The organism is Ruegeria atlantica, from assembly GCF_947495585.1.
GTDB lineage: Bacteria > Pseudomonadota > Alphaproteobacteria > Rhodobacterales > Rhodobacteraceae > Ruegeria > Ruegeria atlantica_G.
In genome coordinates this window covers 101,640-128,300 of sequence record NZ_CANLZK010000005.1, presented here as the reverse complement: position 1 = coordinate 128,300, position 26,661 = coordinate 101,640, and the positions used below count along the sequence as shown (strand labels likewise).

At 56.5% G+C, this 26,661-nt stretch carries 29 protein-coding genes and 1 pseudogene; 16 read left to right on the top strand and 14 right to left on the bottom strand.

All coding sequences use genetic code 11. From position 1 onward, the window contains the following. Window positions 1–54: 54 nt before the first annotated feature. The 9 genes from QMP16_RS11425 to mdh form a co-directional block, all read right to left on the bottom strand. Window positions 55–444 carry an MAPEG family protein gene (locus tag QMP16_RS11425; protein WP_058278796.1) on the bottom strand — a complete coding sequence of 130 codons (390 nt, stop codon included), beginning with the start codon at window positions 442–444 and terminating at the stop codon, window positions 55–57. 84 nt (window positions 445–528) lie between these two features. Next, the gene (locus QMP16_RS11420) at window positions 529–798 is read right to left on the bottom strand and encodes a hypothetical protein (protein WP_058273540.1); all 270 of its coding nucleotides are present in this window, start codon (window positions 796–798) and stop codon (window positions 529–531) included. Between the two features lie 2 nt (window positions 799–800). Then, on the bottom strand, window positions 801–2,285 hold the full coding sequence (gene odhB / locus QMP16_RS11415; RefSeq protein WP_282152481.1) for a 2-oxoglutarate dehydrogenase complex dihydrolipoyllysine-residue succinyltransferase: 1,485 nt from the start codon (window positions 2,283–2,285) through the stop codon (window positions 801–803). 3 nt (window positions 2,286–2,288) lie between these two features. Next, window positions 2,289–5,246: a 2-oxoglutarate dehydrogenase E1 component gene (locus tag QMP16_RS11410; protein WP_282152480.1), complete on the bottom strand. Its 2,958-nt coding sequence runs from the start codon at window positions 5,244–5,246 to the stop codon at window positions 2,289–2,291. Beyond that, window positions 5,243–5,785 (bottom strand): DUF805 domain-containing protein, encoded by a 543-nt coding sequence (locus QMP16_RS11405; protein ID WP_282152479.1) that lies wholly within the window; start codon window positions 5,783–5,785, stop codon window positions 5,243–5,245. Before QMP16_RS11405 ends, QMP16_RS11410 begins: the two co-directional genes overlap by 4 nt. After that, on the bottom strand, window positions 5,782–6,357 hold the full coding sequence (locus QMP16_RS11400) for a hypothetical protein (protein WP_282152478.1): 576 nt from the start codon (window positions 6,355–6,357) through the stop codon (window positions 5,782–5,784). The genes QMP16_RS11405 and QMP16_RS11400 overlap by 4 nt, the downstream gene beginning before the upstream one ends. A gap of 120 nt (window positions 6,358–6,477) precedes the next feature. Continuing rightward, window positions 6,478–7,359, bottom strand: coding sequence for a succinate--CoA ligase subunit alpha (sucD, locus tag QMP16_RS11395; protein ID WP_058273535.1), 882 nt, complete (start codon window positions 7,357–7,359; stop codon window positions 6,478–6,480). Between the two features lie 83 nt (window positions 7,360–7,442). Further along, window positions 7,443–8,636 carry an ADP-forming succinate--CoA ligase subunit beta gene (gene sucC, locus QMP16_RS11390; RefSeq protein WP_282152477.1) on the bottom strand — a complete coding sequence of 398 codons (1,194 nt, stop codon included), beginning with the start codon at window positions 8,634–8,636 and terminating at the stop codon, window positions 7,443–7,445. Window positions 8,637–8,999: 363 nt separating this feature from the next. Next, on the bottom strand, window positions 9,000–9,962 hold the full coding sequence (mdh, locus tag QMP16_RS11385) for a malate dehydrogenase (protein ID WP_058273532.1): 963 nt from the start codon (window positions 9,960–9,962) through the stop codon (window positions 9,000–9,002). Between the two features lie 160 nt (window positions 9,963–10,122). Between mdh and QMP16_RS11380 the strand changes: the two genes are divergently transcribed. Continuing rightward, window positions 10,123–10,878, top strand: a complete 756-nt coding sequence (locus QMP16_RS11380) for a sulfite exporter TauE/SafE family protein (RefSeq protein ID WP_058273684.1) — start codon at window positions 10,123–10,125, stop codon at window positions 10,876–10,878. Here the strand turns inward: QMP16_RS11380 and QMP16_RS11375 are convergent, their stop codons facing one another. Beyond that, window positions 10,879–11,178, bottom strand: a complete 300-nt coding sequence (locus tag QMP16_RS11375) for a hypothetical protein (RefSeq protein WP_058278907.1) — start codon at window positions 11,176–11,178, stop codon at window positions 10,879–10,881. It lies immediately after the preceding gene. A gap of 170 nt (window positions 11,179–11,348) precedes the next feature. Here QMP16_RS11375 and QMP16_RS11370 point away from each other — a divergent pair, with 170 nt between their 5' ends. The 11 genes from QMP16_RS11370 (at window position 11,349) to QMP16_RS11320 (ending at window position 18,969) form a co-directional block, all read left to right on the top strand. Further along, entirely contained in the window at window positions 11,349–12,206 is an 858-nt protein-coding gene (locus tag QMP16_RS11370) for an HpcH/HpaI aldolase/citrate lyase family protein (RefSeq protein WP_109312902.1), read from the top strand. A 6-nt stretch (window positions 12,207–12,212) separates the two neighbouring features. Continuing rightward, window positions 12,213–12,767, top strand: coding sequence for an NnrU family protein (locus QMP16_RS11365; RefSeq protein ID WP_282152476.1), 555 nt, complete (start codon window positions 12,213–12,215; stop codon window positions 12,765–12,767). A 12-nt stretch (window positions 12,768–12,779) separates the two neighbouring features. Beyond that, window positions 12,780–12,986: a DUF1737 domain-containing protein gene (locus QMP16_RS11360; protein WP_282152475.1), complete on the top strand. Its 207-nt coding sequence runs from the start codon at window positions 12,780–12,782 to the stop codon at window positions 12,984–12,986. Then, window positions 12,986–14,014: a MaoC family dehydratase gene (locus QMP16_RS11355; RefSeq protein WP_282152474.1), complete on the top strand. Its 1,029-nt coding sequence runs from the start codon at window positions 12,986–12,988 to the stop codon at window positions 14,012–14,014. Before QMP16_RS11360 ends, QMP16_RS11355 begins: the two co-directional genes overlap by 1 nt. 57 nt (window positions 14,015–14,071) lie before the next feature. Continuing rightward, a complete protein-coding gene (locus QMP16_RS11350) occupies window positions 14,072–14,734 on the top strand; it encodes a DUF1194 domain-containing protein (RefSeq protein ID WP_109312898.1) in 663 nt (220 codons plus the stop codon). A 200-nt stretch (window positions 14,735–14,934) separates the two neighbouring features. After that, window positions 14,935–15,318, top strand: coding sequence for a succinate dehydrogenase, cytochrome b556 subunit (gene sdhC, locus QMP16_RS11345; RefSeq protein ID WP_282152473.1), 384 nt, complete (start codon window positions 14,935–14,937; stop codon window positions 15,316–15,318). A gap of 11 nt (window positions 15,319–15,329) precedes the next feature. Next, window positions 15,330–15,701 (top strand): succinate dehydrogenase, hydrophobic membrane anchor protein, encoded by a 372-nt coding sequence (gene sdhD, locus QMP16_RS11340; protein ID WP_282152472.1) that lies wholly within the window; start codon window positions 15,330–15,332, stop codon window positions 15,699–15,701. 24 nt (window positions 15,702–15,725) lie between these two features. Next, entirely contained in the window at window positions 15,726–17,534 is a 1,809-nt protein-coding gene (gene sdhA / locus QMP16_RS11335) for a succinate dehydrogenase flavoprotein subunit (RefSeq protein ID WP_282152471.1), read from the top strand. A 213-nt stretch (window positions 17,535–17,747) separates the two neighbouring features. Next, a complete protein-coding gene (locus QMP16_RS11330) occupies window positions 17,748–18,278 on the top strand; it encodes a class I SAM-dependent methyltransferase (protein ID WP_282152470.1) in 531 nt (176 codons plus the stop codon). A gap of 34 nt (window positions 18,279–18,312) precedes the next feature. Beyond that, the gene (locus QMP16_RS11325) at window positions 18,313–18,609 is read left to right on the top strand and encodes a hypothetical protein (protein WP_282152469.1); all 297 of its coding nucleotides are present in this window, start codon (window positions 18,313–18,315) and stop codon (window positions 18,607–18,609) included. Window positions 18,610–18,675: 66 nt separating this feature from the next. After that, window positions 18,676–18,969, top strand: coding sequence for a hypothetical protein (locus tag QMP16_RS11320; protein WP_282152468.1), 294 nt, complete (start codon window positions 18,676–18,678; stop codon window positions 18,967–18,969). Window positions 18,970–18,982: 13 nt separating this feature from the next. Here QMP16_RS11320 and QMP16_RS11315 read toward each other — a convergent pair whose 3' ends face one another. Further along, the gene (locus QMP16_RS11315) at window positions 18,983–20,038 is read right to left on the bottom strand and encodes a glycosyltransferase family 4 protein (protein ID WP_282152467.1); all 1,056 of its coding nucleotides are present in this window, start codon (window positions 20,036–20,038) and stop codon (window positions 18,983–18,985) included. 163 nt (window positions 20,039–20,201) lie between these two features. Between QMP16_RS11315 and QMP16_RS11310 the strand changes: the two genes are divergently transcribed. From QMP16_RS11310 to QMP16_RS11300, 3 genes are all read left to right on the top strand, one after another. Next, window positions 20,202–20,981, top strand: a complete 780-nt coding sequence (locus QMP16_RS11310) for a succinate dehydrogenase iron-sulfur subunit (protein ID WP_058273522.1) — start codon at window positions 20,202–20,204, stop codon at window positions 20,979–20,981. Window positions 20,982–21,068: 87 nt separating this feature from the next. Next, a complete protein-coding gene (locus QMP16_RS11305) occupies window positions 21,069–21,317 on the top strand; it encodes a hypothetical protein (RefSeq protein ID WP_282152466.1) in 249 nt (82 codons plus the stop codon). Window positions 21,318–21,655: 338 nt separating this feature from the next. Beyond that, on the top strand, window positions 21,656–21,844 hold the full coding sequence (locus tag QMP16_RS11300; protein WP_082637183.1) for a hypothetical protein: 189 nt from the start codon (window positions 21,656–21,658) through the stop codon (window positions 21,842–21,844). Between the two features lie 40 nt (window positions 21,845–21,884). Here the strand turns inward: QMP16_RS11300 and deoD are convergent, their stop codons facing one another. From deoD to QMP16_RS11285, 3 genes and pseudogenes are all read right to left on the bottom strand, one after another. Beyond that, window positions 21,885–22,595, bottom strand: a complete 711-nt coding sequence (gene deoD / locus QMP16_RS11295; protein ID WP_282152465.1) for a purine-nucleoside phosphorylase — start codon at window positions 22,593–22,595, stop codon at window positions 21,885–21,887. A gap of 24 nt (window positions 22,596–22,619) precedes the next feature. Then, window positions 22,620–22,934 carry an H-NS histone family protein gene (locus QMP16_RS11290; RefSeq protein WP_282152464.1) on the bottom strand — a complete coding sequence of 105 codons (315 nt, stop codon included), beginning with the start codon at window positions 22,932–22,934 and terminating at the stop codon, window positions 22,620–22,622. Window positions 22,935–23,058: 124 nt separating this feature from the next. After that, window positions 23,059–25,029 (bottom strand): annotated as a pseudogene (locus QMP16_RS11285) (protein meaA); the annotation flags it as partial. A gap of 141 nt (window positions 25,030–25,170) precedes the next feature. Here QMP16_RS11285 and QMP16_RS11280 point away from each other — a divergent pair. After that, window positions 25,171–26,559 carry a 1-acyl-sn-glycerol-3-phosphate acyltransferase gene (locus tag QMP16_RS11280; RefSeq protein ID WP_282152463.1) on the top strand — a complete coding sequence of 463 codons (1,389 nt, stop codon included), beginning with the start codon at window positions 25,171–25,173 and terminating at the stop codon, window positions 26,557–26,559. Window positions 26,560–26,661 lie beyond the last annotated feature (102 nt).

The following is a 26,661-nucleotide window of genomic DNA, read 5'->3' as shown; positions in this document are numbered from 1 at the left end:
ATTTTCTGCACGCCGGGGCGTTTCCCCATTACATTATCCATGCCAGCGACTGAATCAAAAGACAGCCGCCAGCAACATTACGGTGTTGGCCAACAAGCCAACAATCCAAATCACGGTTCGCCAAGGCGTCCAACCCATTGCGTAGGCGGGGACGTAGAGGATGCGGGCGATCAAATAGATCCAACTACAGGCCGCAGTGAGCCCGTTCGACTGGCCCGAAACCGTCACGACAAGCGCCGCAATTGCGAACAGAACCAACCCTTCGGTGTGGTTGCTGAGGGCACGGTGCAGACGCCCCGAAACCCCCGGTTTGTCAAAAGGGATATCTCGCGGGCCAACCGCAAGACCAAGGTCAATCTTACCGTGCCCGGCAGCCAGGTAGACTACGAATTGTGCGACCCAAAGTAATGCGGCAAGGGTCAGGACGGTTAGTTCCGTGGTCATCCAGTGGTACCCTTTGAGCAGTCGAAAGTCATCGCGTTACCCGTTCGTGCCGCGCCCCCAATGGGCAGGCGCAGCTTCATGCTTTCAGACAGGGTCCAGAACCTTGGTCTGGATATGTGCCACGCCACCACGTTCGTGGTGCATGGCCAGCTCTTCGGATTCGATGAAGCTCTGGGCCCGGTCGAGATCGGTGATCTCGAACAAGGCGACCGCGTGGTCCTTGCGATCAGGGTCTTTCCAGATATGGAGGTCGCGGATGCCCGCGGCCTCCCTCATCGGTTTGTCTTCTTCAAACACCTTCAGCCAGACATCAAAGTCGGCCACGTCGGCTTGCCAGAGTACATGTGTCGCCATGATTACAGATCCATCAGCAGACGGCGCGGGTCTTCCAGCGCCTCTTTCACACGTACAAGGAACGTCACCGCGCCCTTGCCGTCAACAATCCGGTGGTCATAGGACAGTGCCAGATACATCATCGGGCGGATCTTGATCTCACCATTGATGACCATCGGACGGTCCTGGATCTTGTGCATGCCAAGGATACCCGACTGCGGTGGGTTCAGGATCGGCGAAGACATCAGCGAGCCATAGACACCACCATTCGAGATGGTGAAGGTGCCGCCCTGCATCTCTGCCATGGACAACTTGCCGTCGCGGGCGCGCTTGCCCTTTTCGGCGATAGCCTTTTCGATATCCGCGAAGGACATGCTGTCGGCGTCGCGGATGACAGGAACAACCAGACCTTGCGGCGTACCGGCGGCAACGCCCATGTGCACGAAATTCTTGTAGACGATGTCCGTGCCATCGATCTCGGCGTTGACTTCCGGAACCTCTTTCAGCGCGTGACAGCATGCCTTGGTGAAGAAGGACATAAAGCCCAGTTTCACGCCGTGCTTCTTCAGGAACAGGTCTTTGTATTCATTGCGCAGGCCCATCACCTCGGTCATGTCCACCTCGTTGAAGGTGGTCAGGATTGCCGCAGTGTTCTGCGCATCCTTCAAACGCTTGGCGATGGTTTGGCGCAGGCGGGTCATGCGCACGCGCTCTTCGCGGGCGGCATCCTGTGCTGCGACCGGTGCCCGAGGCGCTTGCGCCGGTGCCGGAGCTGCCGCAGCGGGGGCCGGGGCCGAAGCCGTAGTCGCTGCGCGGGCAACATCCTCTTTCATGATCCGACCATCACGACCGGTGCCTGTGACCTGATCCGCGGACAAACCGGCCTCTGCCATAGCCTTTTCGGCGGATGGCGCGTTGGCGATGTCCTTGCCGGTGCTTGCTGCTGCGGGGGCTGCCGCCGCAGGTGCCGGAGCGGCGGCGGACCCTGCCGCTGCGCCCGAAATCACCGCCAATTTCGCCGACGCCTCGACTGTCGCGCCTTCGGGGGCAACAATTTCTGCCAGAACACCCGCAGCCGGGGCTGGAACCTCGACCGAGACCTTGTCGGTTTCCAACTCACACAGCATCTCGTCCTGCGCGACGCTGTCGCCGACTTGTTTGAACCATGTCGAAACGGTCGCTTCGGTCACGGATTCACCCAAGGTCGGCACCATGACGTCAACACTGCCGCCAGACGCTGCCGGAGCTGCCGCAGCCGGGGCTGCGCCTTCACCTGCAGCGATGGTGGCCAGCAGAGCGTCAACGCCAACGGTTTCACCTTCGGCGGCGACGATTTCGCCCATCACGCCAGCGGTAGGAGAGGGCACTTCGACGGTGACCTTGTCAGTCTCCAACTCACACAACATTTCATCAACCGCGACGGCGTCGCCGGGTTTCTTGAACCATGTCGCAACCGTGGCTTCGGTAACCGACTCGCCAAGCGTGGGAACTCGAACTTCAATGGACATCGATTATTTTCCTTCAATGCTCAGCGCTTCGTCGACTAGCGCTGCTTGTTGGGCTTTGTGTTGGCTGGCCAGACCCGTCGCGGGAGAAGCCGATGTGGAGCGGCCGACATAACGCGGCCGAGTGTGCTTGGCGCCGATGCGGGTCAGAACCCATTCGATATTCGGTTCGATAAAGGTCCAGGCACCCTGGTTCTTGGGTTCCTCCTGGCACCAGATCATTTCGGCACCCTTAAAGCGCTCAAGCTCGTTGATCAGCGAATGCGCCGGGAAGGGATAGAACTGCTCAATCCGCATCAGATAGACATCATCGATGCCGCGCTCATCGCGCTCTTCCAGCAGATCGTAGTAGACCTTACCGGAACACATCACCACGCGTTTGACCTTGTCGTCCTTGACCAATTTGGTTTCCGAGTTTCCGTGTTGTGCATCGTCCCACAACACGCGATGGAAGCTAGAGCCGGTGGTGAACTCTTCTGCTGTGCTGACCGCCAGCTTGTGGCGCAGTAACGATTTGGGCGTCACTAGGATCAGCGGCTTGCGGAAGGTCCTGTGCAGCTGACGGCGCAGGATGTGGAAATAGTTCGCAGGGGTCGTGCAGTTGGCCACGATCCAGTTGTCCTGACCACACATCTGCAGGAATCGTTCCAGACGTGCTGACGAGTGTTCAGGCCCCTGACCCTCGAAGCCGTGTGGCAACAGGCACACCAGTCCGGACATACGCAGCCATTTGCTTTCGCCCGAGCTGATGAACTGGTCGAACATGATTTGCGCGCCGTTGGCAAAATCACCGAATTGCGCTTCCCACAGGGTCAGTGCATTTGGTTCTGCCAGTGAGAATCCATATTCAAAGCCCAGCACCGCATATTCGCTGAGCATCGAGTCGATTACATCGTATTTCGACTGGCCCTCACGAATGTTGTTCAGCGGATAGTACCGTTCTTCAGTTTCCTGATGTATGAAACCCGAGTGACGCTGACTGAACGTCCCGCGCGTCGCATCCTGCCCTGACAGGCGCACCGGATAGCCTTCGGTCAGCAGAGAGCCAAAGGCCAGGGCCTCACCAGTCGCCCAGTCAAACCCTTTGCCGCTTTCGAACATCTGTTTCTTTTGATCCAGAAGACGCGAGACGGTACGGTGCACTGCGATATCTGCTGGTGTGTGGCTCAGCGCGTTGCCAATCTGCGCCAGCGTTTCCGGTTTAATTGCAGTGTCGCCGCGGACATATTCATCTTTGTTCTTGTCCAGATGCGACCAGCGCCCGTCCAGCCAGTCAGCCTTGTTGGGCTTATAGTCTTTGCCCGCCTCGAACTCATCATTCAGATGCGCCTGGAAGGCGGCCTTCATATCCTCGATTTCGCCTTCGGGGATCAGGCCGTCTTTGACCAAGCGCTCGGTGTACAGCGACAGCGTGGTCTTATGCGTCTTGATTTTCTTGTACATGATCGGGTTGGTGAACATGGGCTCATCGCCCTCGTTATGCCCGAACCGGCGATAGCAGAAGATGTCGATAACCACGTCCTTGTGGAACTTCTGCCGGAATTCGGTCGCAACCTTGGCGGCATGCGTGACAGCCTCGGGATCGTCGCCATTCACGTGGAAGATCGGTGCCTCAACCATCAGGGCGATATCGGTGGGGTAGGGGCTGGAGCGGCTGAAATGCGGCGCGGTGGTAAAGCCGATCTGGTTGTTCACCACGATATGCATCGTGCCGCCGGTCTTGTGACCCTTAAGGCCGGACAGGCCAAAGCCTTCGGCGACAACGCCTTGACCCGCAAAGGCCGCATCGCCGTGCAGCAGGATACCCATCACCTTGGTCCGGTCTTCGTCACCCAACTGATCCTGTTTGGCGCGAACCTTGCCCAGAACAACGGGGTTCACAGCCTCAAGGTGGGAGGGGTTTGCAGTCAGCGACAGATGGACACTGTTGCCATTGAATTCACGGTCGCTGGACGCGCCGAGGTGGTATTTCACATCGCCGGAACCATCCACATCTTCGGGTTTGAAGCTGCCGCCCTGGAACTCGTTGAAGATCGCGCGATAAGGCTTGCGCATCACGTTGGCCAGAATGTTCAGGCGACCCCGGTGAGGCATACCGATGACGATGTCGCTGACACCCAGCGCACCGCCGCGCTTGATGATCTGCTCCATCGCGGGAATCAAGGCTTCGCCGCCGTCCAGGCCGAAACGCTTGGTGCCCATGTATTTAACGTGCAGGAACTTCTCGAAGCCTTCGGCCTCGACCATCTTGTTCAGGATCGCCTTGCGGCCTTCCTTGGTGAACTGGATTTCCTTGCCGTACCCTTCGATCCGTTCCTTCAGCCACGCGGCTTCTTCCGGATTTGAGATATGCATGTACTGCAGCGCGAACGTGCCGCAATAGGTCCGTTTCACGATCTCGACAATCTGGCGCATGCTGGCCATCTGCAAACCCAGCACGTTGTCGATAAAGATCGGACGGTCCATGTCGGCCTCGGTGAAGCCATACGTCCTGGGGTCCAATTCCGGGTGGGTGCTGGCGGCGCGCATGCCCAATGGATCCAGATTAGCGGCCAGATGGCCCCGGATACGATAAGCCCGGATCAACATCAGCGCTCGCAGACTGTCCAGAACCGCACGTTTGATCTGGTCTTCGCTGACCTGAACGCCTTTGGCCTCGGCCTTGTCCTTAATCTTGTCGCCTGCCGCCTTGGCGTCGATTTCGGCCCATTCGCCCGTCAACGCGCCAGTCAGGTCATCCGTCGGCATCGGAGGCCAGTCGGTCCGAGCCCAGGATGGCCCTTCGGCCTCGCGCTGGACGTCCGGCGTGGCGTCGCCCATCGCCCGGAAAAAATCGACCCAGGCCGCATCTACAGCGTTCGGGTCCTTGGCGTACTGGGCATAAAGCTGCTCCAGATATTCAGCATTATGCCCCTGCATAAAGCTTGAGGCATGAAAGGCAGAGTTGGGCGTATGTTCGGTCATTGGGCTACCTCTATTGGGTTGGGACCGTATTGGTTAGTGCCTGGCTGGCTGGGGCGGGTCAGCCACCACAGAACCAGGAGGGGCGACACAAACAGAACAAGCAGTGTCGGGATAACGACCAGCAAAGTGGCACGGGTGAACAGGATGTCCAGATTGCCGCCATGCTGAAAACTGGAGGCAAGGCCGATGCCAAAGATCAGAACAGCAAAGGCCCCGAGGATCAGCAGGATCGGCAACAGGGCATAAAGCCCGCTGCGTCCGGTGTCATGCATCCGCCGCCATGCGACGGCCAGATGCGGGATGAACACGATCAGGCCAACGATGCTTTGTACTGGCGCAGAGGACGTCGCAGTGACCGCTTTGACCTCGTCAGTCTGGCTGACCGAGACCTGAGTGAAGAACTGCCAGTCGATGATCCCGGCGATGATGTTCCAGATTACGATGAACAGGAAAAAGAACCAGTATTCGGGCCGCGAGGCGCGACCCGAGAAGGTGAAGAACTTGGAAAAACAGGTGCGTATGGCGTCGGAGAAGGTCATTGCTGTGCGTTTCCAGAGTTGGATACAGAAGCAACAAATACGAGACGCAGGTCGACAGTTGCATTTTCAAACCGTTCGTACGCCATGTTTGCTATTGCTCGGGCATTATAGAGAGTTATCTGCGTATTATCTTTTCTGAATTTGCCGATTTGAAAATCCCGCACTTCTTCAGCTTGACGTACTTTGACAACCTTGAAGGGAGGACGGCTTGACGTCAAAAAGCACGACTGCTGTTGGTCAAGCAACCGAACAGTCAGTACCGCATCGCCTTTAGGATCGCTAAAGTAAAAGTCCCAATTATACGGGTCGGCGGGCTTGGCAAGAAACTCGTGGGACGACAACTCTCGGACGATGTCGTAGTCACTGTTTTTTCCCCAAGCCAAACCGTAGTGCAGATTGAACATGGCGGAGTGGTCGAGCGCGCGTTTCTCTTCTGGTTTTTGCACCTGCCAGCCAAACTCTTGAAAGTTAGCCTCCAAGGACTCCGCTTGAAGCCCGGCGGAACACAAGCCAATTGTCTTCCAAAAATCAATCGCACTAGCGGTAGACGGCGCAACGAGCGCCATCGGCATAGCAAACAGTATAGCTGACAACCGTTTCAAGTTCATGCCGATGTAAGACCCTCTGACTGTCTCAGTTGCTCGTGAATGCAAGCCGGGCAGAAGCCCGGCCTACACATGGTATGTGCGGGGTTACCCAATCGCTTCCAGCACAGCCTCACCCAGCTGGGCGGGGCTTTCGGCCACGACGATACCGGCCGAGCGCATGGCTTCGATCTTGTCTTCGGCACCGCCTTTGCCACCGGCGACGATCGCGCCTGCGTGGCCCATGCGGCGGCCCGGAGGAGCCGTGCGACCCGCAATAAAACCAGCGGTGGGTTTCGAGCGGCCCTTCTTGGCCTCATCTGCCAGGAACTGCGCGGCTTCTTCTTCGGCCGAGCCACCGATCTCACCGATCATGATGATTGAGTGGGTTTCGTCATCGGCCAGGAACCATTCCAGCACGTCGATATGCTCAGTCCCCTTGATCGGGTCGCCGCCGATACCCACACAGGTGGACTGGCCCAGGCCTACGTCTGTTGTCTGTTTCACAGCTTCATAAGTAAGCGTACCCGAGCGGGAAACGACACCCACGCTTCCGCGTTTGTGAATGTGGCCGGGCATGATGCCGATCTTGCAGGCGTCGGGCGTGATCACACCGGGGCAGTTCGGGCCGATCAGGCGTGACTTGCTGCCCTCTAGAGCGCGCTTCACCTTCATCATGTCCAGAACCGGGATGCCTTCGGTGATGCAGACGATCACTTCCATCTCGGCATCAATCGCTTCGAGGATCGAGTCTGCCGCAAAGGGCGGCGGCACATAGATCACGCTGGCGTTGGCTTCGGTCACATGCTTGGCCTCGTGGACCGAGTTGAATACGGGCAGGTCAAGATGGGTCATCCCGCCTTTGCCGGGGGTCACGCCGCCGACCATCTTGGTACCATACGCGATGGCCTGTTCGCTGTGGAATGTGCCCTGCGAGCCGGTAAAGCCCTGACAGATCACTTTGGTATTTTCGTCGATGAGGACTGCCATTTGGCATTCTCCTGTTTTAAGCGGGCCTGAGCCTGCCTGAATTCGTCGGAAAGGTGGGCAAATCCCACCCCACGGAATTGGGATTAGCCTTTAACGGCCTTCACGATCTTCTCGGCACCGTCTTTCAGGTTGTCCGCCGCGATCACGTCCAGGCCAGAGGTGTTGATGATCTCTTTGCCCTTCTCGACATTCGTGCCTTCAAGACGCACAACCAGCGGAACTTTGAGGCCGACTTCTTTCACCGCGGCGACAACGCCCTCGGCGATGACGTCACAGCGCATGATGCCGCCGAAGATGTTGACCAGAATGCCTTTGACCTGCGGGTCCGAGGTGATGATCTTGAACGCTTCGGTCACTTTCTCTTTGGTGGCACCACCACCAACGTCGAGGAAGTTGGCAGGCTCGGCGCCATACAACTTAATAATGTCCATTGTCGCCATCGCCAGACCGGCACCATTCACCATACAGCCGATCTCACCATCCAGCGCGATGTAGTTCAGGTCGTACTTAGAGGCTTCAAGTTCCTTGGGGTCTTCCTCGGTCGTGTCGCGCAGCTCGGCAATATCCGGATGGCGGTAGACCGCGTTACCGTCAAAGCCGACTTTGGCGTCCAGCACTTTGAGGTCGCCCTTGTCGGACACGATCAGTGGGTTGATTTCCAGCATCTCCATGTCCTTCTCGACGAAGGCGGTGTACAGCTGGCTCATCAGTTTGACGCACTGTTTGACCTGCGCGCCCTCCAGGCCCAGCGAGAAGGCGATGCGGCGGCCATGATAGGGCTGATAGCCTGTTGCCGGATCGACCGAGAAGGACAGGATTTTCTCGGGCGTTGCCGCGGCAACCTCTTCGATGTCCATGCCACCTTCGGTCGAACACACGAATGAGATGCGGCTTGTCTGGCGATCCACCAGCAGGGCAAGGTACAGTTCACGCTCGATGCCGGAACCGGCTTCGATGTAGATGCGGTTGACTTGCTTGCCCGCAGGGCCGGTTTGATGCGTGACCAGCGTACGGCCCAGCATCTTCTTGGCTTCCTCGGATGCTTCTTCCACAGACTTGGTCAGACGAACACCGCCTTTTTCACCGGCGTCAGCCTCTTTGAAGGAGCCCTTGCCACGGCCACCCGCGTGGATCTGTGCTTTGACAACCCAGAGCGGGCCATCCAGCTCACCGGCTGCAGTTTTGGCTTCCTCAGCGCGCAGAACCGCGCGACCTTCGGAGACCGGAGCGCCATAGCTGCGAAGAAGCGCTTTGGCCTGATATTCGTGAATGTTCATCGAAACTGTCCTGTCTGACTGCGTTACACCGTTATAGGGGTGTCTAGGGGGCAAGTTTAAAGGGTTTTTTGACGGGGAAGCAGTTTTTCACGAAGATTTTCATTATTTGTGATCACGGTTTTTTTGGGTGTGATCACAAAATGCAATGAAGGTTGCCCGTTTGATTCGTCGTCGTTGACGGCCTTTAGAATAAAGAGAGAATTCAGCTAGCGCTAAACCTAGCCGGTCCGCCGAGATGGCGGATTCAAACGATTACATGGCAGCTGTGCCGGGGAAATGTCGATTCAATGGCGCCGCAATCGTCCAAAGAAAAACCCGGCTCACCAATGGTAAACCGGGTTCTGAATTACAGCTGAAGAGGGATCAGGCCAGCGAGCTGTCGATGCCCTTGCAAGCTTCGATCAGGCCTTTGACGGCATTGACCGAATTGTCGAACCCGGCTTGTTCGTCTTCGTTCAGCTTGATGTCGACGATCCGTTCGACGCCACCGGCGCCGATCACGGTCGGAACGCCGACATAGAGACCGTCAACTCCCAGCTCGCCGCTGCAGTATGCGGCGCAAGGCAGTACGCGCTTTTGGTCTTTCAGATAGGCTTCGGCCATTTCGATCGCCGAAGTGGCAGGCGCGTAGTAAGCCGAGCCAGTTTTCAGCAGGCCAACGATTTCGGCACCGCCATCACGGGTACGCTGAACGATGGCGTCCAACTTATCCTGCGTGGTCCAGCCCATCTCGACCAGATCGGGCAGGGGGATACCGGCAACGGTCGAATAACGCACCGACGGCACCATTGTGTCGCCGTGGCCGCCCAGAACAAACGCGGTGACGTCGCGCATCGAGACGTTGAACTCTTCCGACAGGAAGTGCGCGAAACGGGCCGAGTCCAGAACGCCAGCCATGCCGCAGACTTTGTTGTGCGGCAGGCCCGAGAATTCGCGCAGAGCCCAGACCATCGCGTCCAGCGGGTTGGTGATGCAGATCACGAACGCGTCGGGCGCGTGGGCTGCAATGCCTTCGCCAACCGACTTCATGACTTTCAGGTTAATGCCCAACAAGTCATCGCGGCTCATGCCGGGTTTGCGGGCGACGCCAGCGGTGACGATGCAGACGTCTGCGCCTGCGATGTCCGCATAGTCGCTGGTGCCGGACATGGCTGCGTCGAACCCTTCCGAAGGGCCGGATTCAGCGATGTCGAGCGCTTTGCCTTGCGGCAGCCCGTCTGCGATGTCGAACAGGACTACGTCACCCAGTTCTTTGACAGCTGCGAGGTGCGCAAGCGTGCCGCCGATGTTCCCAGCGCCGATAAGCGCAATCTTGGGTCTGGCCATTTGGAAAATCTCCGGTCGGAATTGAAATCGCGGCTGTGCTAGTCGCTAAATGGCTTTCGCGCAAGTGTTCAGCGGCGCGGCATGCAACCGCATACCGTTTGCACTGCCTGTGCTGATTGCGCTAAACGGCCAAGGATACAGGCCGAAACCGGGGCGCTGCATGTTCGAATTGAACCTGATGTTTTTTGTTGTAGCGATCCCGGCTGTGATCTTTGCGGGTATTTCGAAGGGTGGCTTTGGCTCGGGCGTGGCCTTTGCGTCCTCATCGATTCTGGCGTTGATATTGGAGCCGGGGCAGGCACTGGCCCTGATGCTGCCGATTTTGATGGTGATCGATGTTGCAACTCTTGGGCCCTATTGGAAACGCTGGAGCTGGCCGGATTCGCGCCTGTTGATCCTTGGGGCCGTGCCTGGCGTGGCGTTGGGCGCATGGCTTTATCGCGCCACCGATGATGATCTGCTGCGCCTACTGATCGGGGGGATTTCCATTGGTTTTGTCGTTTGGCACGTCAGTCAATCCAAAGGCTGGGTGCGCGGCTTCACAAACAGACTGCCTGCCCCCGCCGGACTGTTCGCTGGGCTGGTTGCTGGCTTCACCAGCTTTGTCAGCCATGCGGGCGGCCCGCCAGCCGCCGTTTACCTGCTGTCGCAACGCCTGTCGAAGACCGAGTTTCAGGCCAGCACTGTATTGGCCTTCTGGGTCATCAACATCACGAAATTTGTGCCTTACGCCTATCTTGGCCTTTTCACTTGGCACACCGCGTGGGCCGATCTGCTTTTGACACCATTTGCGATTCTTGGTGCCTGGCTGGGCGTCCGGGCGCATTTCATGCTGTCCGAGCGCCTGTTCTTTGGCATCGCCTATGTGCTGCTGACGCTCACGGGCAGTAAACTGATCTGGGACGCTTTGACCTGATCAGACGTTGGGCGGCAGGGCATCGGCGATCATTTCATAAGCCTGACCCGAGGCAACAAGGCAGGTCATTCCATCCGGCAGTGTCACGGTGATCGTCCAGTTGCCGCTTTGGTCCGACGCATAGAGCTCCATCACTGCGCCTTGACGCGCGATGCCGATCCCCTGGCGCGTTTCGCCGTAAGTTTCGGTCAGCCGTTTTATCACCTCGTCACGTGGTGCGCAGTTGCGGGCGTGGGCCTGTTGCGCAGCCAGAACCATGATTCCGAGGCCCATCGTCATCTTCAGCAGTGTCTTGTGCATCTTTGACCCTTTTCGATTTCCTTTGCCGGTCAGGGTGCCGCCGTTGGACCGAAATCCGGTTAAAGGAACGCACGTTGCGTCGCGAATGCTGCGATGCGGCGATTTTGCGCTTGAACTTTCCGACAAAAAATGCCCCATTCCGCGCAACTTTATTTCTTCGGGAGAAGCCAATGGACCCGCGCCAGCGCCCCTATCGCTCTGTTCTTTATATCCCCGGTTCGAAAGACCGGGCGCTGGACAAGGCACGCACTTTGCCTGTGGACGCGATCATTTTTGATCTTGAAGACGCGGTTTCTGCCGATGAGAAGTGCAATGCACGCGAAACGCTTAAGGCGGCTCTGGCCGCGGGCGGCTATGGGGAACGGGTCAAGATCGTGCGCATCAACGGTCTGGATACCGAATGGGGCCGTGCTGACGCTGAGGCCGTGCGCGAGATGGATGCCGATGTGGTCCTGCTGCCCAAGGTGAATTCAGCCGCGGACGTGGACGCGCTGGCCGCGATTACCGGTGACCTGCCAATCTGGGCGATGATGGAAACCCCGCGCGGGATGCTCAACGCGACCGAGATTGCCGCCCATCCGCTTATGGCGGGGTTTGTCATGGGTACAAATGATCTGGCGAAGGAGTTGCAAACCCGCTTCCGCCCGGATCGTCTGCCCTTGATGACTTCTCTGGGCCTGTGTCTGTTGGCCGCCAAGGCCGAGGGGCTGATCGTTGTCGATGGTGTCTACAACGCATTTAAGGATGCCGAAGGTCTGGCCGCCGAATGTGCGCAAGGCCGCGACATGGGTTTTGACGGCAAAACCCTGATCCACCCCGCACAGGTCGATGTCACCAACGCGGCCTATGCCCCGTCGGAGACCGAGATCGATCTGGCCCGTCGCCAGATTGCCGCTTTCGAAGAGGTTGAGGCGCAAGGACAGGGCGTTGCCGTGGTCGATGGGAAGATTGTCGAAAATCTGCACGTTGTAACTGCCCGCGAAATTCTGGCAAAAGCGGAGGCAATTACAGCTTTGCAAGCGGGGTAAGCCAGCATGGGCTTTGTTCTTCTCATTCTCGGTGTGGCACTTTGGTGGGCCGCGCATCTGTTCAAGCGTGTGATGCCAGAGCGTCGCGCTGCGATGGGCGACGCCGGCAAGGGCGCGGTCGCGCTGGCCTTGGTGGTATCGATCCTGCTGATGATCTTCGGCTATCGCATGACCGATTTCATCTATGTCTGGGCCCCGCCTGCCTTCATGATTCACATCAACAACCTTCTGGTGTTGATCGCGATCTTTATGTTGAGCCCGGCCGGAACCAAGGGCCGTATTCTGAACAAGCTCCGCCATCCGATGCTGGGCGGGTTTAAACTGTGGGCTTTCGCGCATTTGCTGGTGAATGGGGATCTGGCCTCGATCATTCTGTTCGGCGGGTTGTTAGCCTGGGCTGTAGTCGAAGTGATTGTGATCAACAAGTCCGAGCCGGATTGGACCCCCGGTGAACCCGGAACCTATGGCAAAGATGCGATGTTCTTTGTGGCCTCGATCGTGTTGCTGGGTGTCATCGGTTACGTTCACGGGCTGGTCGGCCCGTCGCCGTTCCCCTCGTAAGGATTTGACATCATGGCAAAACTATACCGTTTGTTGACCGAAGAAGACACCTCGGCCTTCTGCCACAAAGTGTCAGATGCTTTGGCGAAAGGCTGGGATCTGTATGGCGACCCAACTTATGCCTATGACGCCACGAACAGCGTGATGCGTTGCGCACAAGCCGTGACCAAAGAAGTCGAGGCCGACTATTCACCTGACATGAAACTGGGACAGCAATAATGGCAAAAACCAATCCGGGCCGCTTTTTCGAGGACTATTCCATTGGTCAGGTGTTGCACCATGCCGTGCCGCGCACGGTGACCGATGGCGAGCGGGCGCTGTACCACGCGCTCTATCCGGCGCGGCATGCGCTGTATTCCTCGGACGAGTTCGCCCGGAATTGTGGTCTGCCGCAAAGCCCCATTGATGACCTGGCGGCGTTTCATGTCGTGTTTGGCAAAACTGTCCCGGATATTTCGCTGAATGCGGTCGCCAATCTGGGGTATGCCGAAGGGCGCTGGCTTAAGCCGGTCTATCCCGGCGATACCTTGCGCTCAGAATCCGAGGTGATCGGCCTCAAACAGAACTCGAACGGCAAGACCGGCGTTGTCTGGGTTCGCACGCGTGGCCTGAACCAACGCGATGAAGTCGTCATCGAATACGTGCGTTGGGTCATGGTTCGGAAATCGGATCTGGATGCGCCCGCGCCCGAGACTGTGGTGCCTGAACTGAAAAAGGCGCTGGACGTGAAGGATCTGATCGCGCCCAAGGGCCTTGATTTTTCTCAGTACGATTTCGCTCAGGCTGGTGAGGCGCATCGCTGGGGCGACTATGAGCTTGGCGAGAAGATCGATCACGTCGATGGCGTCACGGTCGAAGAGGCCGAACATATGCTGGCGACCCGCCTGTGGCAGAACACCGCCAAGGTGCATTTCGATCTGACTTTCCGTCCCGAAGGACGGCTGATCTATGGCGGTCACGTGATTTCCATGGCGCGGACCCTGTCGTTCAACGGGCTGGCTAATGCACAGATGATCGTTGGCCTGAACGGTGGCGCGCATGCGAACCCCTGTTTTGCGGGCGACACGATCAAGGTCTGGTCCGAAGTTCTGGATAAGGCGGAAACTGCCATTCCGGGCGTCGGCGCCGTGCGTCTGCGGTTGGTCGCAACCAAGGGCGGCGCGCCGTTTGAGTTGAAAAACGAAGACGGTCGCTATCTGCCGAATGTCCTGCTTGATCTGGATTACTGGGCCCTGATGCCGATCTGATACTCGTGGTGACATTCATTTGATCGCAGCCAGCGCCAATCGTGTTAGGCTGTGGTCATGACCTTGCTTCGCACAATAGCTGCCTGCGTCTGTCTGACGCCACCTGCATATGCTTGCGATTTGGCATTGGCACTCGCTGTAGACGTCTCGGGTTCGGTCGATTCGACTGAGTATCGAATACAAATGGATGGCCTAGCAGCCGGTTTGCGTGACCCGATCGTGTCCGAGGCATTGGTGCGCGGGAAAGCCCGCGTGATGCTGGTGCAGTGGACAGGGTCCTCTCGTCAGATGGTCACCGTCCCGTGGACACATATCGACAGTTTCGAGGCAATTGATCAGTTTGCTGTAAAAGTGGCCAACGATCCAAGGGTCTGGCGCAACTTTTCCACCGCAATTGGCGAGGCGCTGGAATCGACCATGTCCTATTTCGATACGGTGTCGGATTGCAAACGCCACCTGATCGATATCTCCGGCGATGGGGTGTCGAACGAGGGGGTGGAACCATCGGACGTCCACAGAATTCTGCGGACACGCGGTGTGACGGTGAACGCGATTGCAATCGAAGAAAGCGAACCGGATCTGACCGCATATTTCTTTGAAAATGTGATCGTGGGCGAGGGGGCGTTTGTCGTCTCAGCCTCAGGGTTTGCTGATTATCCCGAGCGGATTCGTAAGAAACTGCTGCGCGAGGTGACCCAGCAAACCGCTGATTTGAAATAGCCGCACAACAGAATCGAATCTGCAGGCGCTAACATCGTGATGGATGGAAAACATTTTGTGATCACGAGTTTATTTTGTGTGATCACATAATGCAAATATCCGTCATTTTGCGTCAATTGTGAACTTTTTTGCATCTGCAGCACGTGACAGAACCGCAAAAAACAGTAAAACCTTCGGAAGCCAACCGTAAAGGAGCCAACATGGCCGATGTAAATCGGGGCAACCGCCCTCTTTCACCTCACCTCACGATCTACCGCCCCCAACTGACTTCGATGACATCGATCCTTGTGCGCATCACGGGTATTGCGTCGCTAGCGATCGCATTCTTTGTCGTCTGGTGGTTTCTGGCGGCGGCAACGTCCGAAACGGCATTCAACTTCATCGATGGGCTGATGAGAAGCTGGCTGGGTGATCTGGTGATGTTCGCTGCGACTTGGGCGATCTTCTATCACATGCTGGGTCGTCTGCGTCACGTGATCTGGGATCTGGGCTATTGCGTGGATGTCGGTATCTCCGAAAAGATGGGGATCGGCATGATGGTGTTGGCCACCATCTTCGCCTTCATCACGGCAATTGCGGTTTAAGGAGATTGGCCATGAATTACCTCACTGACCGCAAACGCGCGCAGGGTGCCGGTGCTGGCGGCGCGGGCACACATCATCACTGGCAGATGATGGTCAGCTCAACCGCTCTGGTCCTTTTGGTGCCTCTTTTTGTTTTCGTCTTCGCAAACGGCTTGGGCAGATCCTACGAAGAGGTTCTGGCCTATTACAGCCGCCCATTCCCGGCGATTGTGACTGGCCTGACGATGGTTGTCGTCATCCTGCATCTGGTGCGTGAGACCCAAGTTGCGATCGAAGACTATGTCCACGGTGTTGCAGAAAAACTGAGTCTCATGGCCGTCGCGGCGTTTGGCTACACATTGATAGCTGCCGGGCTGTTTGCCCTGATCAAGCTGGCTCTGTGAAACGCGCGGTAAGGAAGTAATCAAATGACAGCTGCATACGAATACGAAACACACGAATATGACGTGGTTGTTGTCGGCGCTGGCGGCGCTGGTCTGCGCGCCACACTGGGCATGGCAGAACAAGGTCTGCGCACGGCATGTGTCACCAAGGTGTTCCCGACACGCTCACACACGGTTGCCGCACAGGGCGGTATCGCCGCATCTCTGTCCAACATGGGCCCGGACCACTGGCAGTGGCACATGTACGACACCGTCAAAGGCTCAGACTGGCTGGGTGACACCGACGCGATGGAATACCTTGCGCGTGAAGCGCCTAAGGCTGTGTACGAGCTGGAACACTATGGCGTGCCGTTCAGCCGGACTGAGGAAGGCAAGATCTATCAGCGTCCCTTCGGCGGTCACACGACCGAATTTGGTGAAGGCCCCGCCGTGCAGCGGACCTGTGCGGCTGCTGACCGGACCGGTCACGCAATCCTGCACACGCTGTATGGTCAGTCGCTGAAGAACAACGCTGAATTTTATATCGAATACTTCGCCATCGACCTAATCATGTCCGAAGACGGGCAGTGTCAGGGCGTTGTCTGCTGGAAGCTGGACGACGGAACGATGCACGTCTTCAACGCCAAAATGGTGGTGCTGGCAACCGGCGGTTACGGCCGGGCCTATTTCAGCGCAACATCGGCCCACACCTGCACCGGTGACGGAGGCGGCATGGTGGCCCGCGCAGGTCTGGCCCTGCAGGATATGGAGTTTGTTCAGTTCCACCCGACCGGCATTTACGGCTCTGGCTGTCTGATCACCGAAGGCGCGCGCGGTGAAGGCGGTTACCTGACCAACGCCGAAGGCGAACGGTTCATGGAGCGCTATGCGCCCCAGTACAAGGACCTCGCACCCCGCGATTATGTCTCGCGTTCGATGACAATGGAGATCCGCGAAGGCCGCGGCCATGGTGACGGTGGCGACCACATTCACCTGAACCTCAGCCACCTGCCGGCCGAGGCGCTGGCAGAGCGCCTGCCGGGGATTTCGGAATCGGCGCGGGTTTTTGCGGGCGTAGACGTCACCAAGGAACCGATCCCGGTTCTGCCGACCGTGCACTACAACATGGGCGGCATTCCGACCAACTATTGGGGTGAGGTTCTGAACCCGACCGCTGACAACCCGACGGGCGTTGTCCCCGGCCTGATGGCTGTCGGTGAAGCAGGCTGTGCTTCGGTCCACGGGGCGAACCGTCTGGGTTCGAACTCACTGATCGACCTCGTGGTGTTTGGCCGCGCTGCTGCAATCAAAGCGGGCAAGGTTGTGGATGCCGAGGCACCGAACCCGGTGCTGAACCAGGCGTCCGTCGATAAGGCGTTCGACCGCTTTGACGCGGTACGAAATGCCAGCGGTGCAATCGCGACCGCCGATCTGCGTCTTGAGATGCAGAAGACCATGCAGGAAGACGCAGCGGTCTTCCGGACAGCCAAAACCATGGCTGAGGGCGTCGACAAGATGACGGAGATTGCCGCCAAGATGGACGACCTGAAAGTCAGCGACCGCTCGCTGGTCTGGAACAGTGATCTGATGGAAACGCTGGAGTTGACCAACCTGATGCCAAGTGCGTTGGCGACCATCGTCGGCGCTGAGGCGCGTAAGGAATCTCGCGGCGCGCACGCGCATGAGGACTTTATTGAGCGTGATGACGAAAACTGGCGCGTTCATACGGTTTCGCGTGTTGATGGCAACAAGGTTGATCTCAGCTATCGTCCGGTCATTGCCGATCCGCTGACAACCGAAGACGAAGGCGGCATCAGCCTGAAGAAAATCGCCCCCAAAGCGCGGACGTTCTGATGTCGTAAACCTAAAGACGCGACAGAGACCGAGAGGCGACGCGGTGATTAGAATCGTTGAGAAAAAAGGACCATACACACTCAAAGACCGTGGAACCCGTTTTTGCGGCCTTGCCAGTGTCGATGTGCAAGAATGAGTAATTTTTCCTCAAACGAGTAATGGACCAACGGATATGCGCAGGGCAAAAACTCTGGCGCTGGGTCTTTTGGCCGGTTGGCGGTTTACAAGGCCATTTTCATCAACACCCTTGTCGAAGTTGAAGACGTACAATCGGTTGTCGAATTGGGCAGTGGCGATGGCAATCAGGCAAGCCTTTTTGGTAACCCTCAATTCACAGGTCTGGATTTCCCGGAAGACTGCGTGCGCAAGTGTAATGCCCAATTCAGCGAGCGTTCAGGCTGGACGTTTCTTCCGGCAGATGCGGAGGTCGAGCCGCACGACGCTACACTGTCCCTGGGCGTCATTTATCATCTGGTCGAAGACGAAGTTTTTGAGGCCTATATGAACCGGCTGTTTTCTTTGGCAAAACGGTTTGTGGTGATTTATTCGTCCGATTTCGTCTTTGACCCAAACAACGCTTTTGTGCGCCATCGCGAGTATTCGAACTGGGTCGCAGACCGGTTCCCAAATTGGAAGATGTATTGCGGTGAGACAAACCCGTTCAATCGGGACGGCCAGGGCAATTCCAGCAGATACAGTTTCGCTTCGTATAAAGTTTTCGAAAGGTTGAGTGGTGGCGGTTAGAGCACATATGGCCTCCTACCCTTTACGGGAAAAAATGCTACCCCTTGCCGTGCAGTCGATCATCGATCAGGTGGACGCGCTGTACCTGTGCCTGAACGAATGGGGTGAAGTTCCGACGAAGTTTAAAGACAACCCCAAGATACACACCTTAGTACAGGAAGAGGATCAGAAGGATGTCGGTAAGTTCTTCACGACACCCGACCCGGACGACATCGTTTTCTTCGTCGATGATGATCTGATCTTTAGCGATATTTTCGTAAAGCACATGGTTAAGCGGCTCGAGGAAAAGGGGCCGGAGAAAGTGGTTTTCGGAACACACGCGTCGACCTAAACTGACAAGGCTCCGACCAGCCATCGGCAACGAGATGTGGTCAAGGGCGGCCAACCACTGCGCCGGATGCAGCGCGTTGATCAACTTGCAACATGTGGCATGGTTGCGATGGGCAAGAACGTCGCTCCGTATGAATTCATGAAAGACAGTCAGAAATTCGTGGATGTCTGCTATGCTCGTTGGCTGTACGAAAATGGAATCGAAAGCTGGGCAATCGACCGGCAGGAATGGGGATTTGTCCGGCGTGTGCCCACCGAAGGTGAGCACAAAACAATCTTCAAGACTTTTGCCAGAAGGACGCCCCAAGCAGTTTTGAATGAAATCGCGGTTTTTGCCGCGCGTACGACGGGTATCGTGTAACGGGTGACCGCATCTAAGTCAGTTCAGTCAACGCGCGTTTCAGGTCGCCGGATATTCGGTACGGGCTGCGTTCAACCGCAAAGTCGAGACAGGCCTGACGTTTTTCGGCGAGTTCCTCATCGGACATGCTGAGCACGCGCATCATCATGCGGATCAAGCCTCTTGGGTTCTGCGCGGGATAGAGCAGATCATGACAGGCCTCTGGCGTAGTATGCTTGTGCGCATCAATGTCCGGGCCGATAATCGGCAAGCCAAAGGTCTGCGCCAGCATCGCCGTTCCCGAGGTAAAAGTGGTCGTCGACGGCAGCATGTATGCATGCGCATTTGAGAACACTTGGGCTATTTCGGAATCGGGAACTCGTTCAGGCATAACCGTGGTATTGCGGTTTGACCGCATGCGGCGCATCAGGCGGCGGCCGGACGGATACACCCGCCCGACGACTGATACCTGGAAGTCGTGACCACGATTGGTCATTTTTTTTGCGGCATCTTCCAACCGTTCCAATTCACGGCTGCCCCGCATTGTTCCAAAGCTTAAGAAATGGGTGCGCTCGCGCAGTGGAAGGGGGCGTTTCAACGTTTGCTCTGACGGTTCGTAAACACCAAGATAGCTCGGATGCGGAATGAGGCGCAGTTTATCCGGGTCAGTGCCATATTCATCAATCATATGTTGCCGGGCATGGGGCGTGTGAACGTGAATCAGGTCGACAATTTCCGCTAATTCCTGGCGGTTATTGCGGAAATAATCTGTCTTGCCACCTTCGGAATGCGCGAACTGATTGTGAATGGTCCAGATCACGCGCCCGCCATTGGCCTGGTAATGTCTCATGCCGTCACAGGTGGAACGAAAATCAGAAGCCTGCTCTTCCGTTTCCGGCTTGGGGAACAACCGGTCGTCCCAATGAATATGAATGATGCTTTGATCGGGTTGAAAATCAGCCTTTGCAAACGCGGACAAAGGAGCGCTTTTGGAAGCAATCAAGCAGAATTCCGGCTTGCAGGCCGAATACAGCATGTTCTGGTAAGGGTTCTTGTTGCCGTAGGGTATGTTGACGACGTTAATCGGCATTCGCTGTCCTGAACTCAACTCGTTTCTTCTGCGGCACAATCCTTGTGCGCCGCGGGAATTTTGTGGTGAGCTTGCCCAATTTTCTTGGGTGTTTTCAAGGTTAAAAGGTTGGCTTTCCGGCCTGCCGAGTATATCTATACGCAGGATTTTAGCGAGGTCGGAAATGGTACAACTCACCCTGCCAAAGAACTCTCGGATTACCACAGGTAAAACTTGGCCGAAGCCTGAAGGCGCGGCCAATGTTCGTAAGTTTCAGATCTATCGCTGGAACCCTGATGACGGTCAAAATCCACGTGTAGACACCTATTTTGTTGATATGGACAGCTGCGGCCCGATGGTTCTGGACGCGCTGATCAAGATCAAGAACGAAATCGACCCGACCCTGACCTTCCGCCGATCCTGCCGCGAAGGTATCTGCGGGTCCTGCGCGATGAATATCGACGGGATCAACACGCTGGCCTGTATCTACGGCATGGATGAAATCAAGGGTGACGTTAAGATTTATCCGCTGCCGCATATGCCGGTCGTCAAGGACCTGATCCCTGACCTAACGCATTTCTACGCGCAGCATGCAAGCATCATGCCGTGGCTGGAAACCAAGACCAACCGTCCTGCGAAAGAGTGGAAGCAATCCATCGAAGATCGCAAGAAACTGGATGGGTTGTATGAATGCGTGATGTGCGCCAGCTGCTCGACCTCGTGCCCCAGCTATTGGTGGAACGGGGATCGCTACCTTGGGCCCGCTGCGCTTTTGCATGCGTATCGCTGGATCATCGACAGCCGTGACGAAGCCACTGGTGAACGTCTGGATGAGTTGGAAGACCCGTTCAAGCTGTATCGCTGCCACACGATCATGAATTGCGCCAAGACCTGTCCGAAGGGTCTGAACCCGGCCAAGGCGATTGCCGAAATCAAAAAGATGATGGTTGACCGCGCAGTTTGAACACAGCGGAAAGAAATTATTAAACCCGGGATGGTAACTTCCCGGGTTTTTTCGTGTTCTGCGGGCATTGAACTTCGGAGAACATCAATGACTCAAACACTTACTAAGGTTTTGTCTGTCGCCGCGATCACGGCTCTTTCGGCCTGTGGTGGATCGAGCAGCAATCGGGCGGATATTGTATTCAAGCAAGTGGAATGCGCCGGGCAGGCGGGGATTAGTGGTTCGTTTACGACGCAATACGAACTGCAGGGTGGCAAGCAGGCTGAAGTATTTGTTCCAGGTGATGGCGTAAACGAGGCTCAGGCCGCCAAAGCGAATGCCTGCATGGCGGCGTAACAAGCATCAAGCCTAGGGCTGGCAGATGCAAATGCCAGCCTTAGTTGCGTTAAGGGCATACCGAAACTGCAAAAAGATGCGGTGAATCTGTCGGCGCGTCTGTCTATTTTGCAATCAGGGAGGAGTGACTGAATTAGAACAGGATCTCTCCGATGGAAGAAAAACAGAACACAAAATCAGAGGCTCTAAAAACGTTGGAGCAAGCGTGGTCATATTACACTCCAGAACCTGTGAAACCCGTAAATGACCGCATCCCAGATTTGTTCGAATACGCTAACGCAGCCTGAACCGACAACTGTGGGCTTGCCACCAGTGGGAAAAATGGGCCATGCATTGGCATGCCCATATTGCTTCTTATTCTGGCAGGCGGAGTATTTGCCTATTTCCTGTGGCGCTCGCGCACCTCATCCTTGAGCCGGGACTGCCGCTGGCGGCAGCACCGCAAAGAAGGCGTTTGGGTGTGTGCATTTTGTGGCGCGCAGCAGCAGGGAGGCGACGCTCCAACTCAATGCCTGAAGGGGCAATAGCGGCATAAGCAGGGCGGTTTCCCACCCTGCATGTTTGCATTTACGCCGCCGGAAATGCCGCCTGTAGTGCGATTTCAACCATATCGCCAAAACTGCTTTCGCGATCAGCTGAGGGCAAAGCTTCGCCGGTCAGCAAGTGGTCGGAAACGGTTAGAACAGCCAATGCCCGGCATTTGTGGCGCGCGGCCAGAATGTACAGCTCAGCAGCTTCCATCTCGACCCCGAGAATACCGTGCCGCACCATCTGTTCGTTCAGATCTGGGCGTTCGTCATAGAAAACGTCCGACGAGTAGATGCCACCAACATGGGTTGGCGTGCCTTTGGCCGCTGCCGCCTGAGCCGCCGCCTGAAGCAGCCCCCAATCGGCGCAGGGTGCAAAGTTCAGCTCTTTCATGATGCCGCGCGACGGTGAGCTAAGCGTGGTTGAGGTCATCGCAAGGATCACATCGCGGACATTCACGCTGTCCTGCATTCCCCCGCAGGAGCCAATGCGGATCAGCGTTTTGGCCCCGTAGTCCCGGATCAATTCGTTGACGTAAATCGACAAGGACGGCATGCCCATACCGCTGCCCTGAATGGTGACAGGGTTGCCTTTCCAGCTTCCGGTAAAGCCCAGCATACCGCGAACGTCATTGACTTGCTTCACATCGTCCAAAAACGTTTCGGCCGCCCATTTTGCGCGATAAGGATCGCCAGGCAAAAGAACCGTTTCTGCGATGTCGCCTTTTTTGGCTCCAATATGAATGGTCATTTTGGGATCAGTTCCAACTAGATATTAGATTTCCAGATCCGAGATATCCGCCCCGGACTTCAACGCGTCATGAATCCATTGCGGCTTTCGGCCGCGACCCGACCATGTTTGATTTGGATCTGCAGGGTTTTTGTATTTTGCTTTTGTAGTTTTTCCGGAAGTCGGATTACCTTTTGCCAATTCTGACAAAGAAAATCCAAATTCAGCAGCAGCTTTTTCAGCAGCTTTTAACGCCTCTTTTCGTTCGCGTTTTTCAGCGTCGATTAGCGCCTTTTCGACTTGATCGCGTAATTCAAGTAGTTCTTTACGCGACATTTTTTCAAGATTTGTCCCCGACATTCATGCTCTCCCTGGAATTAGTCATTACCGGCGTCCCCGATGGCACACCGTAATTCCAAAGAAATGAATTATCTATCCCCTTTCATTCCGGGGATAGAATAAGAGTTGTCGAAAATGATCGGTATTACTCAGCGGCGAGGTTCTGCGGATCTACCAGGGTGACGATATCGCCCATAATTGCGTTCAGCTCAAAATTCTTGGGCGTATAGATCTTTGCAACACCCATTGCAGTGAGCTTTGCGGCATCGTCATCAGGGATGATGCCGCCGACAATCACCGGAATATGATCCAGTCCGGCCTCTCGCAGCCGGTTCATGACGTCCTGCACAAGCGGAATGTGGCTGCCCGACAGAATAGACAGACCGATCACATGCGCGTCGTCATCCGCAGCGGCGGTTACGATTTCCTCGGGCGTCAGTCGAATACCTTCGTAACTGATATCCATGCCGCAATCCCGTGCGCGGAATGCGATCTGTTCCGCCCCGTTCGAATGACCGTCCAGGCCCGGTTTGCCGACCAGGAATTTCATACGGCGGCCTAGCTTGTCGCTGACTGCATCCACTGCGGCCCGCAGATCTTCCAAGCCTTCTGTCTTGTTCGAGACCGAGCCCGAAACGCCGGTAGGCCCGCGATACGTACCGTAAACTTTGCGCATCTCTTCGGCCCACTCACCCGTTGTTACGCCAGCCTTGGCGGCTGCGATTGAGGGCTCCATAACGTTGGTTCCGTTTCGCGCCGCTTCGCGTAGCGCGGCCAGAGCCGCCGCGACAGCTGCGTCATCGCGATCTTGCCGCCATTCATTCAGGCGCGCGATTTGTTCTTGTTCGACAGCAGGGTCAACGACCATGATGCCGCCATCTTCGGTCTGCAAGGGCGAGGGTTCGCCTTCGATCCACTTGTTCACACCGACAACGACAGTTTCGTTCCGTTCAATGCGGTTTAGGCGTTCAGCATTTGAATCAACGAGGCGTGACTTCATGTATTCGATTGACGCCACTGCTCCGCCCATTGAATCCAGATTAGCCAGTTCGGCGCGTGCGCCCTCTTTCAATTCTTCAACCTTTGCGTCCACGGCGGGGTTGCCATCGAACAGGTCACCATATTCCAGAAGGTCGGTCTCATAGGCCAGAATCTGTTGCATCCGCATGGACCACTGCTGATCCCATGGGCGGGGCAGGCCCAGTGCCTCGTTCCATGCAGGCAGCTGAACTGCGCGGGCGCGGGCTTTTTTTGAAAGAGTCACGGCCAGCATCTCGATCAGGATGCGGTAGACGTTGTTTTCAGGCTGCTGCTCGGTCAGGCCTAGCGAGTTGACCTGAACGCCATACCGGAATCGGCGGAATTTCGGGTTCTCTACGCCGTAGCGGTCACGCAGGATTTCGTCCCAAAGATCGACGAAAGCGCGCATTTTGCACATTTCAGTGACAAAGCGGATACCTGCGTTCACAAAGAACGAAATCCGTCCGCAAAGTGCCGGGAAATCCTCGGCGGGGACACGAGGGCGCAGTTCGTCCAGAACGGCGATGGCGGTGGCCAGCGCATAAGACAGCTCTTGCTCCGGTGTCGCACCAGCTTCTTGCAGGTGATAGGAACACACGTTCATCGGGTTCCATTTCGGCACGTTGGTATAACAGTACTCGGCCACGTCAGCGATCATCTTGAGCGACGGTTTGGGCGGGCAGACATAGGTGCCGCGGCTCAGGTATTCCTTGATCAGGTCGTTTTGTACCGTGCCCTGCAGTTTGGAGATATCTGCGCCTTGTTCCTCGGCCACAGCGATGTAAAGCGCAAGCAGCCAAGGCGCTGTCGCGTTGATCGTCATCGAAGTGTTCATCTGTTCCAACGGAATCTGGTCGAACAGAACTCGCATATCGCCCAGATGGCCGACAGGTACGCCTACCTTGCCCACTTCTCCGCGCGCAAGTGTATGATCGCTGTCATAACCGGTCTGCGTGGGCAGATCGAAGGCCACCGAAAGGCCCGTCTGGCCTTTTGCCAGGTTCCCGCGATACAAGGCGTTCGACGCTTTGGCGGTGGAATGACCGGCATAGGTTCGGATGAGCCAGGGGCGATCTTTCTGCGTCTGCGTCATAGCTGGACCTCGCGTCTCGGTTGGGCAAGAAAATTACGTTCCCGGCCTCTAAAGCGCAATTTTCGGGACATGTCAATTCGCTGCGTCGCGGCATACTAGGTTCTTCAGATTGTAGGACGCAGCGTTTGGTGGCAGGGTGCACGCATGACTCAGACCGTGGAACTTCCGCTTTGGCTTTTTTTGCTGATCCTGGTGTTTGCCGTGGTCACTTTGGCATCACACTTTCTGTTCCCATCGGTGCGGTGGTTTTTCAGGCGTCGCCTTGAACGAGCGGTTAAACGATTGAACACGCGCCTGAAGCGGCCGATCCAACCGTTCAAGTTGGCACACCGTCACGATATGATTCAGCGCCTGATCTATGACCCGCAGGTTGGTCAGGCCGTTCAGGATCACGCACGCGAAACGGGTGTCCCCGATGCTGTGGCGTTCGAGCAAGCGCAGCGATACGCGCGTGAGATCGTTCCCTCGTTTTCAGCCGTTGCCTATTTCAGCATTGCGATCCGTCTGGCTCGTTTGCTGAGCAATGCGTTTTATCACGTGCAGCTTAGCTATCAGGACGAAGACGCTGTCGAAAACATCGACCCCGACGCCACGGTGGTTTTTGTCATGAATCATCGCAGCAATATGGACTATGTGCTCGTTACCTACCTCGCAGCGCAACACTCGGCCCTTTCTTATGCAGTGGGCGAATGGGCCCGTGTCTGGCCCCTTAGCCGTCTGATCCGCGCGATGGGGGCTTATTTTATTCGGCGAAAGTCCGGCAATGATCTTTATCGTCAGGTGTTGTCCTGTTATGTGCGCCACGCGACCGCGGCAGGAGTGACGCAGGCCATGTTCCCCGAAGGTGGGCTAAGTCTGACTGGTGCCCTGGGTCGTCCAAAGCTGGGTTTGCTCAAATATATTATTGACGGGACCTCGGAAGAGGGCCGCGATGTTGTATTCGTCCCCGTGGCGCTGAACTATGATCGTGTGCTTGAAGATACTGTTCTGACGCGTGCGGCATTAGGCAATGAACGACGGTTTCGCGCGCGGATCGGTGTAATCACCAGATGGATCCTCAAACAACTCTGGCGGCGCGTGATCGGGCGCTACAAACGATTTGGCCTAGCCTCGGTCCGATATGGTCAGCCCGTTTCCTTGCGGGCGTTTCGGGCAGATCACCAGCGCGATCTGATGACCGATTTGGCACGTGACCTGATGACGCGACTCCGCGCTGCAATCCCGCTGGTCCCTGTACCCGCCGCGTGTTGGCTAATGCAAAAGCATAAAGAGATGTCTGAGGCCGATGCCGTTCAGGTGATTGTCGAGCTCATGCGTCGCAATGGAATGACGGACCAAGAGAACCAGACATCGGTTGAAGCCGCGATTGATCAGTTGGTTGAGCGGCGAATTCTCAGGCGCAGTGACGGGAAAATATGCCTGTCCGGTCAAAGGGTTGATCTTCTGGAGTATTATGCAGCCTCGGTTCCGATGGGACCAGACGAGGGAAATGCTGCAGATGCGAAGGGAATTTCTGCATCCGCTGGGTCATAAAGTTACAAAACAGAACCGATTTCGGTTGCATTATTTCCTAAAGGCCAATATTCCATCGGTTAATGCACGCGATTCTGCATCGCGGCAAAGATTTAGAACTGA

Coding starts and splice junctions, on each gene's coding strand:
- QMP16_RS11405 (WP_282152479.1), bottom strand. CDS start 5,785: ATGACCTTCTCCGACGCCATACGCACCTGTTTTTCCAAGTTCTTCACC.
- QMP16_RS11305 (WP_282152466.1), top strand. CDS start 21,069: ATGACTCAAACACTTACTAAGGTTTTGTCTGTCGCCGCGATCACGGCT.
- QMP16_RS11350 (WP_109312898.1), top strand. CDS start 14,072: ATGACCTTGCTTCGCACAATAGCTGCCTGCGTCTGTCTGACGCCACCT.
- odhB (WP_282152481.1), bottom strand. CDS start 2,285: ATGTCCATTGAAGTTCGAGTTCCCACGCTTGGCGAGTCGGTTACCGAA.
- deoD (WP_282152465.1), bottom strand. CDS start 22,595: ATGACCATTCATATTGGAGCCAAAAAAGGCGACATCGCAGAAACGGTT.
- QMP16_RS11425 (WP_058278796.1), bottom strand. CDS start 444: ATGACCACGGAACTAACCGTCCTGACCCTTGCCGCATTACTTTGGGTC.
- QMP16_RS11420 (WP_058273540.1), bottom strand. CDS start 798: ATGGCGACACATGTACTCTGGCAAGCCGACGTGGCCGACTTTGATGTC.
- QMP16_RS11370 (WP_109312902.1), top strand. CDS start 11,349: ATGGACCCGCGCCAGCGCCCCTATCGCTCTGTTCTTTATATCCCCGGT.
- QMP16_RS11300 (WP_082637183.1), top strand. CDS start 21,656: ATGCCCATATTGCTTCTTATTCTGGCAGGCGGAGTATTTGCCTATTTC.
- QMP16_RS11375 (WP_058278907.1), bottom strand. CDS start 11,178: ATGCACAAGACACTGCTGAAGATGACGATGGGCCTCGGAATCATGGTT.
- QMP16_RS11315 (WP_282152467.1), bottom strand. CDS start 20,038: ATGCCGATTAACGTCGTCAACATACCCTACGGCAACAAGAACCCTTAC.
- sdhA (WP_282152471.1), top strand. CDS start 15,726: ATGACAGCTGCATACGAATACGAAACACACGAATATGACGTGGTTGTT.
- QMP16_RS11290 (WP_282152464.1), bottom strand. CDS start 22,934: ATGTCGGGGACAAATCTTGAAAAAATGTCGCGTAAAGAACTACTTGAA.
- sdhC (WP_282152473.1), top strand. CDS start 14,935: ATGGCCGATGTAAATCGGGGCAACCGCCCTCTTTCACCTCACCTCACG.
- sucC (WP_282152477.1), bottom strand. CDS start 8,636: ATGAACATTCACGAATATCAGGCCAAAGCGCTTCTTCGCAGCTATGGC.
- QMP16_RS11280 (WP_282152463.1), top strand. CDS start 25,171: ATGACTCAGACCGTGGAACTTCCGCTTTGGCTTTTTTTGCTGATCCTG.
- QMP16_RS11410 (WP_282152480.1), bottom strand. CDS start 5,246: ATGACCGAACATACGCCCAACTCTGCCTTTCATGCCTCAAGCTTTATG.
- QMP16_RS11400 (WP_282152478.1), bottom strand. CDS start 6,357: ATGCCGATGGCGCTCGTTGCGCCGTCTACCGCTAGTGCGATTGATTTT.
- QMP16_RS11365 (WP_282152476.1), top strand. CDS start 12,213: ATGGGCTTTGTTCTTCTCATTCTCGGTGTGGCACTTTGGTGGGCCGCG.
- sucD (WP_058273535.1), bottom strand. CDS start 7,359: ATGGCAGTCCTCATCGACGAAAATACCAAAGTGATCTGTCAGGGCTTT.
- sdhD (WP_282152472.1), top strand. CDS start 15,330: ATGAATTACCTCACTGACCGCAAACGCGCGCAGGGTGCCGGTGCTGGC.
- QMP16_RS11310 (WP_058273522.1), top strand. CDS start 20,202: ATGGTACAACTCACCCTGCCAAAGAACTCTCGGATTACCACAGGTAAA.
- QMP16_RS11355 (WP_282152474.1), top strand. CDS start 12,986: ATGGCAAAAACCAATCCGGGCCGCTTTTTCGAGGACTATTCCATTGGT.
- QMP16_RS11360 (WP_282152475.1), top strand. CDS start 12,780: ATGGCAAAACTATACCGTTTGTTGACCGAAGAAGACACCTCGGCCTTC.
- QMP16_RS11320 (WP_282152468.1), top strand. CDS start 18,676: ATGCAGCGCGTTGATCAACTTGCAACATGTGGCATGGTTGCGATGGGC.
- QMP16_RS11380 (WP_058273684.1), top strand. CDS start 10,123: ATGTTCGAATTGAACCTGATGTTTTTTGTTGTAGCGATCCCGGCTGTG.
- QMP16_RS11325 (WP_282152469.1), top strand. CDS start 18,313: ATGCTACCCCTTGCCGTGCAGTCGATCATCGATCAGGTGGACGCGCTG.
- mdh (WP_058273532.1), bottom strand. CDS start 9,962: ATGGCCAGACCCAAGATTGCGCTTATCGGCGCTGGGAACATCGGCGGC.